Here is a 14,023-nt window from a genome sequence, read left to right as displayed (position 1 = left end):
GTCATGAAAGAAAACGGCTGGCTCGGCCTCACCTTCAACGCGCTGTTCCTGACCTTCATCGCCGCCCCGCTGGTCGTGGTGATGCTGGTCGCGTTCACCGACAAGGGCTTCATCTCGATGCCCTTCGACGGCGCCTCGCTGCGCTGGTTTCACGCGATCATCGAGAACGGCGACATCGTCTCGGCGTTCTGGCTCTCGGTGCGGCTCGCGTTCGCGGCGGCCAGCATCGGCGTGCTGCTGGCGGTGCCCGCGGCGCTGGCCATCGCGCGCTATCGCTTTCCGGGGCGCGCGGCGCTCACGAGCTTCTTCCTCTCGCCGATGATGATCCCGGCCGTCGTGCTTGGCATCGCGTTCCTGCGCTTCCTGTCGCTGCTGCATCTGTCGGGATCGTTCTGGTCGCTGGTGGCGGCGCACGTGATCATCGTGCTGCCGTATGCGCTGCGACTCGCGCTGTCCGCGGCCGTCGGCCTCGATCGCGATGCGGAACGCGCCGCCCTTTCCTGTGGCGCAAGCCGCTTCACCGCGTTCCGGCGCGTCGTGCTGCCGATGATCCGCACCGGCGTCGCGGGCGGCTGGGTGCTGTCGTTCATCCAGAGTTTCGACGAGCTGACCATGACCATCTTCGTCGCGACGCCCGGCACCACAACGCTGCCCGTCGCCATGTACAACCAGATCGCGCAGACCATCGATCCGCTGGTGGCCTCCGTGTCGGCGGTGCTGATCGTCGGCACGGTCCTGCTGATGATCCTGCTCGACCGCATGGTCGGACTGGACCGAATCCTGATCGGAGAAGCCCGATGACTCTTTCTTCCACCGCCAGCCCCGACGTCCTGGTTCTCGGCGGCGGGCTGGTCGGCTCGGCCGTGGCCTACGGACTCGCCCGCGAAGGCGCGCGCGTCACCGTGCTCGACGAAGACGACGGCGGCCTGCGCGCGTCGCGCGGCAACTTCGGCCTCGTGTGGATCCAGGGCAAGGGCTACGGCCTGTCGCCGTACGCGCGCTGGTCGCGCAGTTCGGCGCTGCGCTGGCCCGACTTCGCCGCGGCGCTGCGTGCGGAAACCGGCGTGGATGTCGCGCTGCGCCAGCCCGGCGGCTTCCACTTCTGTTTCGACGACGCCGAACTCGCCGAACGCGAGAAGCGTCTCTCGACGCTGCAAGCCGAACTCGGCGACTACCCGTACCAGATGCTCGACGCCGCCGAGGTGCGCGCGCGCATTCCGCAGATCGGCCCGGCGGTGATCGGCGCGAGCTATACGCCGATGGACGGCCACGTGAACCCGCTCAAACTGTTGCGCGGTCTGCACGGGGCGATGCAATCGCGCGGCGTGCAGCTCGTCTCCGGCGAGCGCGTGGAGCGCATCGTGCCGGAGCGCGGCGGCTTCACCGTGCACGGCCGGCGCGGGACTCATCGCGCGGCGCGCGTGGTGCTCGCGGCCGGGCTCGGCAACCGGACGCTTGCGCCGTTCGTCGGGCTGAATGCGCCGGTCGCGCCCAATCGCGGACAGGTGCTGGTGAGCGAGCGCGTCGCGCCGTTCCTCGACTATCCGACGCTCAACGTGCGCCAGACCGACGAAGGCAGCGTGCAATTCGGCGACTCGATGGAGGAAGTTGGCTTCAACGACTTCACGACGACGCCCGTGCTGTCGGACATCGCCCGTCGCGGCGTGCGCGCGTTCCCGATGCTGCAGCACGTGCGGCTCGTACGCATGTGGGCCGCGCTGCGCGTCTACAGCCCCGACGGCTTTCCGGTGTACGACCAGTCGGAGGCGCATCCGGGCGCGTTTGTCGTCACCTGCCATAGCGGTGTGACGCTGGCCGCCGCGCATGCGATGCGCGTCGCGCCGTGGATCACTGGCGCGCCGATCCCGGATGAACTGCCCACCTTCTCCGCGCGCCGCTTCGAGCATGCACAAGAACTGACTCCCGCACATTGAGTTCGACATGACAGTCCACACGCATCCCCCACTCTTCAAGCCTCTCGATGGCGAGACCGGCGCCACGCTCGACATCTCCTTCAACGATCAGCCACTCACCGTGCCCGCGGGTTGTTCAGTCGCGGCGGCGCTGCTCGCGGCGGGCGTCTCGCGGTTCCGGGCCACGCCGGTTTCCGGCGCGCCGCGTGCGCCGTTCTGCATGATGGGCGCGTGCTTCGAATGCCTGGTCGAGATCGACGGCGTGCCGAGCCGCCAGAGCTGCATGGTGGAAGTGCGCGCCGGCATGCGGGTGCGCTCGCAGGAAGGCGCGCGCGATCTGCCGCCGGCCGTTGCGCTCGATACTTCGCTGGAGAACGTCCATGGCCGCTGATTTCACTTCCGAAGCCGTCGATGTCGTCGTGATCGGCGCCGGTCCCGCCGGCATGAGCGCCGCGACACGCGCCGCGCGCGCGGGCTTGTCGACCGTGCTGATCGACGAACAGGACGCCGTGGGCGGACAAATCTATCGCGCGATCGGGAAGGCCGATGCGCGCCGCAAGCAGATCCTCGGCCCCGACTACGCGGCGGGAACGGCGATCGCGCAGGCGTTCGCGGCGTCCGGCGCGCGGCACGTGACGCAGGCCAGCGTCTGGCAAGTCACGCGCGAGCATGGCGTCCATTATCTGAAGGACGGCAAGATCGGTTCGTTCGAAGCGCAGCGCGTGATCCTCGCGAGCGGCGCGCTGGAGCGTCCATTTCCGATTCCCGGCTGGACGCTGCCCGGCGTGCTGAGCGCGGGCGCCGCGCAGATCCTGCTGAAGAGCGCGGGCGAAGTGCCCGCCGCGCCGCCGGTGCTGGCGGGCTGCGGGCCGCTGCTGTATCTGCTCGGCTGGCAATACGTTCGGGCCGGCGTGCCGATCCGCGCGCTGGTCGACACGACGCGCCACGAAGACCGCTGGCGCGCGAAGAAGCACATGTTGTCGGCGCTGCGTGCGTGGCCGTTCCTGTCGAAGGGATTGCAGCTGATCCGCACGCTGCGCGAAGCAGGCGTGCCGATCTTCGAAGCCGCCGACGACTTGCGTGTCGAATCCGGCGTCGGCGCGGACGGAGTCGAGCGCGCGGCGGCGCTGCGCTTCACGACGCAGGGCGTTGCGCATCGCATCGAGGCGGATGTGATCCTGCTGCATCAGGGCGTCGTGCCGAACACGCAATTCACGCATGCACTGCGCGCGACGCATCGCTGGGACGATGCGCAACTGTGCTTCACGCCGAAGGTCGATGCGTGGGGCGAGCTGGATGTGCCCGGCATCTTCGTCGCAGGCGATGGCGCGGGCATCGGCGGCGCGCAGGCGGCGGCCTTGCAGGGCGCGCTGGCGGCGCTTGGCGTGGCCGCGCAGCTCGGCGCGCTCGACAGCGCCCGGCGCGATGCGGAAGCCGCGCCGCTACGCCGCGCGCTCGCGGGCGTGATGCGCATCCGCCCGTTTCTCGACAGCCTCTATCGTCCGCGCGACATCAACCGCATCCCGCGCGATGAAACCGTCGTGTGCCGCTGCGAGGAAGTCACGGCGGGCCAGTTGCGCGAGTTCGTCGAACTGGGCTGCGTCGGGCCGAATCAGGCGAAGTCGTTCGGACGCTGCGGCATGGGGCCGTGCCAGGGCCGCATGTGCGGGCTGACCGTGACGGAAGTCATCGCGGATGCGCGGCGCGTGTCGCCCGCCGAAGTCGGCTATTACCGCATCCGTCCGCCGATCAAGCCGCTCACGCTCGGGGAACTCGCCGGTGAATGACGTCAACCCGATCACGGAAGCCGATGTGCTGGTCATCGGCGGCGGGCTGCACGGCACGAGCAGCGCGTTCCACATGGCCCGGCGCGGCGCGAAGGTCATCGTGCTGGAAGCGGATTACGTCGCGCGCCATTCGTCGGGCGTCAATGCCGGCGGCGTGCGCACGCTCGGGCGGCCGCTGCCGGAGATTCCGCTCGCGCTGATGTCGCGCGAAATCTGGCACGGCATGACGGATCTGATCGGCGAGAACGGCGGCTTCGTGGCATCGGGCCAGTTGAAGATCGCCGAATCCGAGGACGATCTCGAAGCCTGCCGTCAGCGCGTCGCGTTGCTCGAAGCGCAGGGCTTCACGCACGAGAAACTCGTGGACCGCAAGACCGTGCTCGAACTCGAACCGGCCATCGCGCCGCATGTGACCGGCGGCATCTGGGCCGAGCGCGACGGCTATGCGCTGCCCTTCCGCACGACCAACGCTTTCCGGCGCGCCGCACAGCGGCTCGGTACGCGCTTTCTGGAAGGCATGCCGGTGAAGCGCATCGAACAGCGGAGCAACCGCTGGGTCGCGCAGACGGCGCGTGGCGTGTTCAGCGCGGAGAAGCTGCTGGTGAGCGCAGGCGCGTGGTCCGGAGAACTCGCGCAGCAAGTCGGCGAAACGGTGCCGGTGCGCCCCGAAGGCTTGATGCTGATGGTGACGCAGCGCGTCGCGCCGTTCTGCCGCTCGACGCTGCTCGGCACCGGACGGCCACTGTCGTTCAAGCAGTTCGACAACGGGACGGTGGTGATCGGCGGCAAGCTGATCGGCATTGCGGATCTGCCGAACCGTCATGGCGAAGTGGACTTCGTGCGGCTCGTGAAGAGCGCCCGCACCGTCACCGACCTGTTTCCGCATCTGAAGCATCTCGGCGTCAATCGCGCGTGGGCCGGCGTCGAAGCCTTCATCCAGGACGATCTGCCCGTGATCTCCGCGAGCCGCACGGCCGCGAACCTCTACTACTCGTTCGGCTACTGCGGCAGCGGCTTCCAGCTCGGGCCCGGCTGCGGCAAGCTCGTGTCCGAACTGATGCTCGACGGCGCGCCTTCGCTGTCGCTCGATGCATTCGCCATCGACCGCTTCGGACGCGGCGCCTCGGTTCACTGACCGACCTTTCCTGTGCCACGCGCCCGCGATGTTGCGCGGGCGGCGGCTTCGTTTCACTCACCCCATTGGAGAACAACGCATGAGCGATATCGTTCGCATCGACACCAATCAGCGCATGAGCCGCGTCGTGAAGGCGGCGGGTCTCGTGTTCGTCGGCGGCCAGACTTCCGCCGATCCCACGCCCGACATCAAGCTGCAAACGGCGAAAGTGCTCGAGAAGATCGACGGCTTCCTGGAGAAGGCCGGCATCGACAAGACGCGGCTCGTGTCGGCGCAAATCTGGCTCTCGGATATCGCGCGTGATTTCGCCGGCATGAACGAAGTGTGGGACGCGTGGGTGCCGGAAGGCTGCGCACCCGCCCGCGCCACGGTGCAGGCGCAACTGGCATCGCCGACCTTGCTGGTTGAAATCGCCGTGATCGCATTGGGCTGACGCTGCCCCCGCCCGCGCGGCTTTTTTCGCCGCCGGGCGTCTTTCTCTCGTCGCCGTTCAGCGGCGTGGCCGCACTTCTTCGAGCGCGACTTCAAGAGCATGAGCCGCGTTTCTCGCCAAGCAGACGCCGGTGTATTGAACACTGAGCGCTCTCCTCTCCGTTTCTGCACGCCGAGTCTGACGGCCCGTTTCCGGGCCCGAAAGAACGGACGTCGCAGTTTCTGAAAAGCAGGACCAATCCACACAAAACACTCTTGTGCCGCTTCTCGCCGCGCGCGTCCTTCGCTACGATAAATCAAGCGCTGGAACCCGGTTCCAAAATACGGAACCATGATAAGGAGAGCGAGCCACATGAGCATCCTGGACACAGCCACGACCGTCATGCGCTTCATGGCGCGGCATCAGCGGGAAGTCTGGATGATCGACCTCGTCGATCACCTCGACATGCCGAAGAGTTCCGCATCGCGCGTGCTCAAGCAGATGACCGACTGCGGTCTGCTCGAACGCGACAAGCATTCGCTGGCCTACCGGCCGTCCATGCTGCTGCTCGAACTGAGCCATCTCGTGCGTTCGGCGAGTCCGCTCATCGTCATGTGCGCGCAGGCGCTCGAAACGCTCGGCGCACGCTATGGCCACACCGGGTACATCTCGGTGCTGGAGGGCAATGACGTCGTGGTGTTGCGCGTGCAGCCCGGCTCGCTGGCTTTTCGCGCGACGACGCATCCGGGGCATCGTTCGGCATCGTGGGCCACGTCCACGGGCCGCGCACTGCTGGCGCGCGAAACCGACCAGGCCATCCGCATGCGTTTTGCGGCGGGACTGCGGCCCGGCAACACGCCGCCCACTGCCGGCCTTGCCGACATCCGCGCGGCGCGGGAAGACGCGTATGCCCCGGCGCGCGGCCCCGCCACGCTCGACGCGTTGCTCGAAGAGATCGCCGTGACCCGTACGCGTGGCTATGCGCTCGCGGAGAACGAAGCGCTGTACGGCGTGTGCTCGCTCGGCTGCGCGGTCGCGGATCCATCGAGCGGGGAGTGCCTGGCGTTCTGCCTGAGCTTCCCGGCGGGCACGCGGGACTACGCCGCGCTCGCCGAACTGGGTCAGGCGCTGCTCGAACAGGCGCGTGCCATCGGCCGCTCGCTCGGCGATCCGTATTGGGTTGCCGCTGAAAGATAAGTCTGCCTTCATGCGCACCTTCGCGCGCACCGCAAACACGAACACGTCATGCATGGATCCCAATTGTCCGAACACCGTCCACCCAGCACGACGACATCCGTCATCCAAACCGCGCCATGCGCGTTGCAAGTGCGTCCCTCGGCGCTGAACCCGTCCACTCTGCTGTTGCTCGCGGTGCTGGGCGTGATCGGCGCGATTATCGGGATCGAGTTGCTGGTGCGGGTTGGCGTGACGCCGAATACGTCCATCGTCGGCGCGCTGGCCGCGATGATCTGCGCGCGCGTGCCCCTGCGCTGGTTTCGCGCGTATCGCTCGGTGCATGTGCAGAACCTCGCGCAGAGCGCCATCTCCGCCGCCACGTTCGGCGCGGCCAACAGCCTGCTGCTGCCCATTGCCATTCCGTTCCTGTTCGGCCGGGACGATCTCGTCGTGCCGATGTTCGCGGGCGTCGCGCTCGGCATGCTGCTCGATGGGTACATGCTGTACCGGCTCTTCAACACCAGCGTGTTTCCTGCCTCCGGCGCGTGGCCGCATGGCGTTGCGGCGGCGGAAGCCATCAAGGCCGGCGACCAGGGCGGCAGGCAGGCGCGCCTGCTCGGCGCCGGCATCGTGATGGGACTGACCGGCTCGTGGCTCGGCATTCCCATGTCCGCGTTCGGCACGGCGTTCATCGGCAATGTGTGGGCGCTCGGCATGCTGGGCATCGGCCTATTGATTCGCGGCTATGCGACGCCGCTGTTTCACTTCGACATCAGCAAGGCCCTCATTCCGCACGGCATGATGATCGGCGCGGGGCTCGTCGCGCTGATCCAGGTCGGCGTGCTCGTGCTGCGTGACCGGAATCCGTCAAGCCACGCGCCGCGCACGCCGGCCATCGCGAGTTCGCTGCGCTTCGGCGGAATCGCCTATCTCGTGCTTGCGGCGCTCGTCGCGCTGCTGAGCGGATTGTGGGGCGAGATGTCGCCGGGCATGCTGGCGGCGTTCGTGCTGTATGCGGCGGCGGCGGCGTTCGCGCATGAACTGATCGTCGGGATCGCGGCCATGCACTCGGGCTGGTTCCCGGCCTTCGCCGTGGCGCTCATCACGCTGTTGATCGGCATGCTGATCGGTTTTCCGGCGGTGTCGCTGGTGATGTTGTGCGGGTTTTCCGCCGCCACCGGGCCGGCCTTCGCCGACATGGGCTACGACCTGAAGGCAGGCTTCATCCTGCGTGGCCACGGCCAGGATCCGGCGTTCGAGCTCGCCGGCCGACGCCAGCAGTTGATCGCCGCGATGCTCGCGTTCGTCATCGCGATTCCAGTCGTGCTGCTCGCGTATCGCGGGCTCTTTGCGAAAGGGCTGATTCCGCCCGTGGCGCGCGTGTATGTCTCGACGATTCAGGCGGGCGTCGCGCCCGGCATCCTCCATGCGCTGCTCGTGTGGGCCGTGGCCGGCGCGGCGCTTCAGTGGGCCGGCGGGCCGAAGCGCCAGCTTGGCGTGCTGTTCGCGACCGGCCTGCTGATCGCCAGTCCATTCGCGGGCTGGGCGTTGATGGTGGGGATCGGCATGCGCCTTGTGATCGGACGTCTCAGACCCGGCGCAAAGAGTCGCACGGAAGTGTTCGCAGCGGGCGTGATCGCGGCGGATGCGCTGACCGGCTTCTGCGGCTCGCTCATCAAGTCGCGCTGATTCATTCAGCTTTTTGGCTGCATTGCCGGACACGGAGAACCCCTTTATGAGCCTCGCGCAGACCCTGCAAGTTTTTGAAGCCTTCGACAGCCGTTACGCTAGCGGCCAGACCGTTGTTGACATGCTTGCGCCGTTTGCAGGTGTCGGCGTGAGTGTGGAGGTGCTCGAACTGAGCAGCCCGAAAGGCACGACCGACTTCGTGCGGATCGGCATTCCCGGCGAGCGCGGCAAGCATAGCGGCGGCCTTGCTAAGACGCTTGGCGTCGTCGGGCGGCTGGGCGGGATTGGGGCGCGGCCGTCGCGCATCGGCATGGTGTCGGACGCCGATGGCGCCATCGCGACTGTCGCTACCGCGCTCAAGCTTGCGCAGATGCGCCGCAACGGCGACCCGCTGCCCGGCGACGTCGTGCTGACGACGCATGTCTGCCCGACCGCGCCCACGCGGCCGCACGATCCGGTCGAATTCATGGACACGCCGGTGGAAACGAATCGCCTGCTGGCGCATGAAGTCCGGGGCGAGATGGACGCCGTGCTGTCGCTCGATACGACCAAGGGCAACCGCGTGATCAATCACAGCGGTTATGCCCTCTCGCCGACGGTGAAGGATGGCTATATCCTGCGTGTCTCGGAAGACCTGCTGCGCATCATGGAGACGACGACCGGGAAACCTGCCGTTACGTTTCCGGTGACGACGCAGGACATCACGCCCTACGATAACGGCGTGCATCATATAAACAGCATCATGCAGCCGTCGACGGCGACGAGCGCGCCGGTTGTCGGCGTTGCGCTCACGACGCAAGTTGCCGTGCCCGGCTGCGGTACGGGAGCGAGCCACGAAACGGATATTGCGCTGGTGGTGAAGTTCGCGGTCGAGGTTGCCAAGGAGTTCGGGAAAGGCACGTGTTCGTTCTACGATGAAGTGGACTATGCGCGTCTGCTTGAACTTTATGGGTCGCTTGTGCATCTCACGGGGCGGTGCGGGTGATGGCCTTTTTATGCGCTGATTGCGCGACTCTTTCCGGATCCGGAGACTGTTGATGAACGCCCTTTTGTTGAGTAATTCCAGAAGTCCTGATGGCGCTTATCTCGTTCATGCGCTGGACGCGATTCGCGCGCTTACGCCGAGCCAGGCGCAGACCACGACGCAGGCGCTGTTCGTGCCGTTCGCCGGGGTGACGATGAGTTGGGACGAGTACACGGATACCGTCGCCGCCGCGCTGGCGCCGGCCAACATCGCGTTGCGTTCGGTGCATGCCTTTGCAAGCGATGCTGAAGCGCAGGCGGCTGTCGCTCAGGCGGAATTGATTGTTGTAGGCGGTGGGAATACGTTTCAATTGCTCGCGCAGTGTCGCGCGCGAGGGTTGCTCTCGGCGATTCGCGAGGCCGTGCAAGGCGGCGTGCGATATCTCGGCTGGAGCGCCGGCGCGAATCTCGCATGTCCCACTATCTGCACGACCAATGACATGCCGATTGTCGATCCTCGTGGCTTTGATGCGCTCGGGCTTATTGGCATTCAGATCAACCCGCATTACACCAACGCGCTACCGCAAGGACATCAGGGAGAGACGCGCGATCAACGCATCGAAGAGTTTCTTGTGGCTAATCGGGAAGCGAAGGTGCTTGGGTTGCCGGAAGGGGATTGGGTTGAGGTGACGTCTGCTGCTATTACCTTGCGCGGTCCGCATGATGCAAGGTTTTTCTCGCATGGGGCAGCGCCGGTTGTGATGGCGCCTGGGGCGAATTTGGGTGGCTGATGGCGGGAGCTCGTGCGGGCTGTTTTGCCCTGGATGTACGGCATTAATTACCCAAAGCTGGACGTAATCTCCAGTTGCTAGTATGGCGCCTCTTCCACTCAATAAACCCTCACCCCATGAAGAAAGCAGTCATCGCCGTACTCGCCTCCGGCTTCGCATTCCTGTCCGTCGCCCCCGCCTTCGCAGCGCCGCCCCATCATCATGTCGTGTGCCATAAAGTACGCGTGCATAATCATTGGGAACGGCGCTGTCATTGAGGGAAAGCGCCTGGGGGTTCGGGCGCTGGGTGTTTGCGGTTGGGGCTTGAGCCCGAGGGTTATGTGAAGGTCGTGCTTTGGGTTTCGAGCTTCGCCCGGCGGTCAGCTCTGGATCGCCGGCTCACCTCCTACTGAATCATCTCGACTTTTTGCTCGATTCATGCGCTTCGCCTCGATTTGCGAGGTGGAGGTCGCGCGAGGGTCGGGTTTTGATTGCTCTCGGCCGTTTGTCAGTCGGTGCCTTGGTGCCTCTTGATTGAAGTGCATCGGTCGTGAGGTAGTCGCCCGCCGGTGCGTTTTTCGGCCATTGCCGTCACTCGAGCATCGGACTTTGGCAGGCGGCTGAACGCCGCTTTCCGGCCGTTCGCACGTCAGCGTGTCGCGAATGACCGGCCACGCCGTCCGCCAATGCGAACTCGCGACCCGTAGCGTCGCACTGGCATTTGGGCGGTCGATGACAGATATTGACCCAACACGGACCCTGGAGGTCGCTGGAAGTAGCCATTCAAACCCGCGGTGCTACTCGGCTCTTTCACTTGTGGGAGCAGGCTGCACCACATCGCCCCACCATGATCGTCGTCTCTCGATTTGCACTGAAGCTCCAGGCTTGAGCGCACGCCAATTATCTTGCGAGATGCAATGTGACCATGCCCATACTCGATCACTTTGGAACTCGATCGAGAATTGACACTGTGTAAAGAATTAATAACGGGGCGACCATCGCTCTTCTTCGCTATACGTTCGGGTGCGGAGTGCACACTTCCCCAATTCTGTGAGAAGTAATAGCCGAAAACGATGCTCACTGCCGGGGTCAGCATGGACAGAAGTGCAATGGTCGGCAGATGATCTCGGATCCAAGCCTGTCGAGACACATCCCGGGATCTGAGTCTCCAGGCTGCGAAGCCAATTAGCACTGACAACAGAGGTACAGCCGTTAGGGAAATTCCTCTCGGCTCAAACCCTTTGTTCAGCGACCAGTATGCAGCTAGCCATGAACCAATCAACAACCAAATCAGTAGCCGCTCGGTCCGGGTAAGAGAGGTGAAGGATTGGGTTTTCCTCGGCGAAGGTTTGCAGCTTTCAGGCCGCCAGACAGCCAGCCCCACACGCCGACCGATACCATAAGGAAGAAGACAAAAACGGGCATCATCACGTAGTCGCCCTGCAACAGCCAGAAGCCAGTCAATAGCGTCAGAACTGCAGCAGCAAAGCCCCAAAGCCGTAGGGAAAACTCGATCGTCCGTTGCCGCTCACTCTTTCGAATTTCAATGAGCCTGTCTGTGAAATCGTCGCGCATCGTCGGAGCAAGCAATAGTTCGTTCTTGATGAGGTTCTACGGTTCGTAGATATATCGACTTGGGAGAACATTTCTTAAGGGAAGGAGCGTAATCAAGCGACGAGGCGGTCGCAGGTTTTTCTTTCCCGCTTAGTGCCGGTCCCTGAATAATGCAGTCGAAGCTGTAATTCGAGAGCCGACTGTAGGCAATTTGCGAGGCTTTTGCGATTGACCGTTCCTGGCCGACCTTGCTCAGACGTCCAGATCGGCCAGGTCTCCCTTAGACCTGCAGCGTAGCGCAGCGGCCGACTCGTCGGCGCCGCTCGATACTCGGTTGCACAACGCCCTTTAAGTCGATCGAGGGCCGCTTGCGCGATGTCCGTGGATTGCGGCGACCGGCAGACACTGCCAGAACAACCGCTCGCGATGCCACGCAACACGTGATCCAAGGTAGGCTGGTGCACTCCCGCCGTGTCTTCCATTGATCGACCGCACCAGAGACTCAGTACGCCACATTCCTCTATTGCCGAACAGACTCGATACAGCGTCCGAACCCCACGACGTCGTCGATTGGCAGCCGAGTGCGCGGCGCGCGTTCGCGTTCTGCCAGATCGGCCGGCAAAGATACAGCATCGCCGTGATGTGCCACTGAAATTATGCTGAGCACCGCATACCGCTCCGCGATTTCGAACGATGCCCGCAACGCCGCAACATCCAGCCCGCTCATCGCGTGCGCGGCAAAACCTAGCGCGTGCGCTTGCAGCAGAAGCGCCATGCCTGCTGCGCCCGCGTCGTAACTTGCGGTCGGATTCGGCGTGCCTTTTGACGTGAGCGTGTCCGCAAGCACGGCGATCAGCACTTGCGCGTTCGCATTCCACGACTGATTGAACGGCACCAGTGTGGAGAAAGCACGCTCGAACGCGTCGCCATCAGCGGACTTCTCGAAGACGGCGAAGCGCCACGGCTGAAGGTTATACGCCGATGGCGCCCATCTCGCGGCTTCGAGAAGCGTCAGCACGTCTTCATGTGCAACAGGCGTGTCAGACTATGCACGCGGGCTGCGGCGTTCCGCGATCAGCGGATGAACGGCGCTCATGCTCCACTCCCTTGAGGAAGCATCACGATGACGTCGATCTCGACTAGCATCTCCGGATCGACCAAACCTCCGACCAGCACGAACGTGCTCGCCGGAAAGCGCCCTGCTTCGAAGTGTTTGCTGCGTTCCGCGTGAATCGCGGGTAGCCATTCGCGCGATGTGGAGAACGTGACGATCTTCACGATATCGGCAAGCGTTGCGCCGAATGCGCCGACCGCGATACCGATGTTCTTCCAGATCTGCGCCATCTGCGCTTCTATATCGCCCGCGCCGACGAGATTGCCCGCTTCATCCCACGCGACCTGCCCGGTCAGAAACACCGGCGTGCCTTCGCGCACGATGCCGTGTGTGTAATAGCTCTGCTGCTTGAGTCCTTGTGGATTAACGTATCGCGCGCTCATGCGTGCACCCCGCGAAGTTTCATGGCGTTCGCCGACAGCCCGTGCGCAGCAAGCGACTCCACGACCGTCGTGCCGATGGTGCGCAGATCGTCGATGAAGTCCGGCACGATCACCGTAATGCCATCGAGGTCGGCGCCCTTCACGATATGCGCGAGCTTCGCGCCGATCGTCTCTGGCGAACCGACGATCGCAGCGGGCGTCAGGGACTGCGCGGCATTGCCCTGCGCGATGAAGCGCTTGGCCATGGTGTTCTGCGCGAGGCTCTTGTCGCCGGAATACTCGCGCGTCTGGTTGTCGAGCGCTTCGGTGTCCACGCCCGAATTGAAGTAATCGACCCGTTCCTGCGCCATCGCGTCCGTGTCGCCCGGCACGATGGTAAAGAGGCCATACGTCTTGAAGTCGTGCTTGCCTACTTCCGCCGCGAGTTCCTTCGCGCGCCGCCCGGTCTTGATGAAATCGTCCTTGTCGCTGCCGAGCAGGAAGCTCGCCGTGCAGTTGCGGATAGTGAAGCGAAATCCCGTATCCGAGCCGCCCGCGCAAATGATGGGCGGTATCACCGAAGGCTTGGGATTCGACATGCAATCTTCCAATGTGAAATGCTCGCCCTTGTGATTCACGCGGTCTTCGGTCCACAAGCGCTTGAGCACGGTCAGCCACTCTTCGGCGAATGCATAGCGGCCCGCGTGATCGAGATCACGCCACAGGCCCATCTGCCCTTGATCGTACGGGTTCGATCCCGCAACGATGTTCAACCCGAAACGCCCTTTCGATATCTGGTCGATCACCGCAGCCATCTTCGCGACCACGGCGGGATGGAACACCATCGTATGCACCGTTCCCCACACTTGAATGCGCGACGTGGCTTCGGCGAGCGCGGACATGGTGGACAGCGATTCGAGCGTGATGTCCCAATGCTGGCTCGGGCCGCCGTAACCGCGCCACTTGGCCATGCTGAGCGCGAAGTCGAAGCCCAGGTCTTCCGCGAGCAACGCGACTTGCTTGTTGTAGTCATAGGTCGCCGGCAATTGCGGACTTGTCGTCGACGTGATCCATCCGCCGTTGCCGACTGGAAGAAACACACCGAGTTCGACGCTGCTGCGTTCCTTGAGTGCTGTGTTCATGGTGTT

The 14,023-nt window shown here is 64.4% G+C and carries 13 protein-coding genes and 1 pseudogene; 10 read left to right on the top strand and 4 right to left on the bottom strand.

The window, feature by feature from the left end:
- The first annotated feature begins 3 nt into the window (after positions 1 to 3).
- From QCE83_RS15935 to pepE, 10 genes are all read left to right on the top strand, one after another.
- Positions 4 to 801 carry an ABC transporter permease gene (locus QCE83_RS15935; RefSeq protein ID WP_309812589.1) on the top strand — a complete coding sequence of 266 codons (798 nt, stop codon included), beginning with the start codon at positions 4 to 6 and terminating at the stop codon, positions 799 to 801.
- A complete protein-coding gene (locus tag QCE83_RS15930; protein WP_309812586.1) occupies positions 798 to 1,934 on the top strand; it encodes an FAD-dependent oxidoreductase in 1,137 nt (378 codons plus the stop codon). Before QCE83_RS15935 ends, QCE83_RS15930 begins: the two co-directional genes overlap by 4 nt.
- 7 nt (positions 1,935 to 1,941) lie before the next feature.
- Positions 1,942 to 2,304 carry a (2Fe-2S)-binding protein gene (locus QCE83_RS15925; RefSeq protein ID WP_309812583.1) on the top strand — a complete coding sequence of 121 codons (363 nt, stop codon included), beginning with the start codon at positions 1,942 to 1,944 and terminating at the stop codon, positions 2,302 to 2,304.
- A complete protein-coding gene (locus tag QCE83_RS15920) occupies positions 2,294 to 3,700 on the top strand; it encodes an FAD-dependent oxidoreductase (protein WP_309812580.1) in 1,407 nt (468 codons plus the stop codon). Before QCE83_RS15925 ends, QCE83_RS15920 begins: the two co-directional genes overlap by 11 nt.
- Entirely contained in the window at positions 3,693 to 4,835 is a 1,143-nt protein-coding gene (locus QCE83_RS15915) for an FAD-binding oxidoreductase (protein WP_309812578.1), read from the top strand. The genes QCE83_RS15920 and QCE83_RS15915 overlap by 8 nt, the downstream gene beginning before the upstream one ends.
- A 79-nt stretch (positions 4,836 to 4,914) precedes the next feature.
- A complete protein-coding gene (locus tag QCE83_RS15910) occupies positions 4,915 to 5,268 on the top strand; it encodes a RidA family protein (protein WP_309812575.1) in 354 nt (117 codons plus the stop codon).
- Positions 5,269 to 5,619: 351 nt separating this feature from the next.
- Positions 5,620 to 6,444 carry an IclR family transcriptional regulator C-terminal domain-containing protein gene (locus tag QCE83_RS15905; protein ID WP_309812573.1) on the top strand — a complete coding sequence of 275 codons (825 nt, stop codon included), beginning with the start codon at positions 5,620 to 5,622 and terminating at the stop codon, positions 6,442 to 6,444.
- Between the two features lie 48 nt (positions 6,445 to 6,492).
- Positions 6,493 to 8,112, top strand: coding sequence for an OPT/YSL family transporter (locus tag QCE83_RS15900; RefSeq protein ID WP_404984877.1), 1,620 nt, complete (start codon positions 6,493 to 6,495; stop codon positions 8,110 to 8,112).
- A 46-nt stretch (positions 8,113 to 8,158) separates the two neighbouring features.
- Positions 8,159 to 9,097 (top strand): DUF1177 domain-containing protein, encoded by a 939-nt coding sequence (locus tag QCE83_RS15895; RefSeq protein ID WP_309812569.1) that lies wholly within the window; start codon positions 8,159 to 8,161, stop codon positions 9,095 to 9,097.
- A gap of 52 nt (positions 9,098 to 9,149) precedes the next feature.
- Positions 9,150 to 9,866: a dipeptidase PepE gene (gene pepE, locus QCE83_RS15890; RefSeq protein WP_309812566.1), complete on the top strand. Its 717-nt coding sequence runs from the start codon at positions 9,150 to 9,152 to the stop codon at positions 9,864 to 9,866.
- Positions 9,867 to 11,135: 1,269 nt separating this feature from the next.
- On the opposite strand, the gene QCE83_RS15885 is transcribed toward pepE, so the two are convergent.
- The 4 genes and pseudogenes from QCE83_RS15885 to QCE83_RS15870 all read right to left on the bottom strand — a co-directional run bounded on the left by QCE83_RS15885 (position 11,136) and on the right by QCE83_RS15870 (position 14,017).
- On the bottom strand, positions 11,136 to 11,420 hold the full coding sequence (locus tag QCE83_RS15885) for a hypothetical protein (protein ID WP_309812564.1): 285 nt from the start codon (positions 11,418 to 11,420) through the stop codon (positions 11,136 to 11,138).
- Between the two features lie 499 nt (positions 11,421 to 11,919).
- Positions 11,920 to 12,495, bottom strand: a pseudogene (locus tag QCE83_RS15880) (nitroreductase family protein).
- Entirely contained in the window at positions 12,492 to 12,896 is a 405-nt protein-coding gene (locus QCE83_RS15875; RefSeq protein WP_309812562.1) for a RidA family protein, read from the bottom strand. The pseudogene QCE83_RS15880 and the gene QCE83_RS15875 overlap by 4 nt, the downstream one beginning before the upstream one ends.
- Positions 12,893 to 14,017 (bottom strand): LLM class flavin-dependent oxidoreductase, encoded by a 1,125-nt coding sequence (locus QCE83_RS15870; protein WP_309812560.1) that lies wholly within the window; start codon positions 14,015 to 14,017, stop codon positions 12,893 to 12,895. The genes QCE83_RS15875 and QCE83_RS15870 overlap by 4 nt, the downstream gene beginning before the upstream one ends.
- Between the last annotated feature and the right edge of the window lie 6 nt (positions 14,018 to 14,023).

Source organism: Caballeronia sp. LZ034LL, assembly GCF_031451215.1.
Lineage (GTDB): Bacteria > Pseudomonadota > Gammaproteobacteria > Burkholderiales > Burkholderiaceae > Caballeronia.
Note: the sequence above shows the minus strand (reverse complement) of the source record. Positions and strands in the feature narration are given on the sequence as shown.

Bases quoted from the DNA above. Each gene is read 5' to 3' on its own strand.
- QCE83_RS15920 (WP_309812580.1), top strand. From the start codon at position 2,294: ATGGCCGCTGATTTCACTTCCGAAGCCGTCGATGTCGTCGTGATCGGC.
- QCE83_RS15900 (WP_404984877.1), top strand. From the start codon at position 6,493: ATGCATGGATCCCAATTGTCCGAACACCGTCCACCCAGCACGACGACA.
- QCE83_RS15925 (WP_309812583.1), top strand. From the start codon at position 1,942: ATGACAGTCCACACGCATCCCCCACTCTTCAAGCCTCTCGATGGCGAG.
- pepE (WP_309812566.1), top strand. From the start codon at position 9,150: ATGAACGCCCTTTTGTTGAGTAATTCCAGAAGTCCTGATGGCGCTTAT.
- QCE83_RS15885 (WP_309812564.1), bottom strand. From the start codon at position 11,420: ATGCGCGACGATTTCACAGACAGGCTCATTGAAATTCGAAAGAGTGAG.
- QCE83_RS15935 (WP_309812589.1), top strand. From the start codon at position 4: ATGAAAGAAAACGGCTGGCTCGGCCTCACCTTCAACGCGCTGTTCCTG.
- QCE83_RS15930 (WP_309812586.1), top strand. From the start codon at position 798: ATGACTCTTTCTTCCACCGCCAGCCCCGACGTCCTGGTTCTCGGCGGC.
- QCE83_RS15895 (WP_309812569.1), top strand. From the start codon at position 8,159: ATGAGCCTCGCGCAGACCCTGCAAGTTTTTGAAGCCTTCGACAGCCGT.
- QCE83_RS15870 (WP_309812560.1), bottom strand. From the start codon at position 14,017: ATGAACACAGCACTCAAGGAACGCAGCAGCGTCGAACTCGGTGTGTTT.
- QCE83_RS15875 (WP_309812562.1), bottom strand. From the start codon at position 12,896: ATGAGCGCGCGATACGTTAATCCACAAGGACTCAAGCAGCAGAGCTAT.
- QCE83_RS15910 (WP_309812575.1), top strand. From the start codon at position 4,915: ATGAGCGATATCGTTCGCATCGACACCAATCAGCGCATGAGCCGCGTC.
- QCE83_RS15905 (WP_309812573.1), top strand. From the start codon at position 5,620: ATGAGCATCCTGGACACAGCCACGACCGTCATGCGCTTCATGGCGCGG.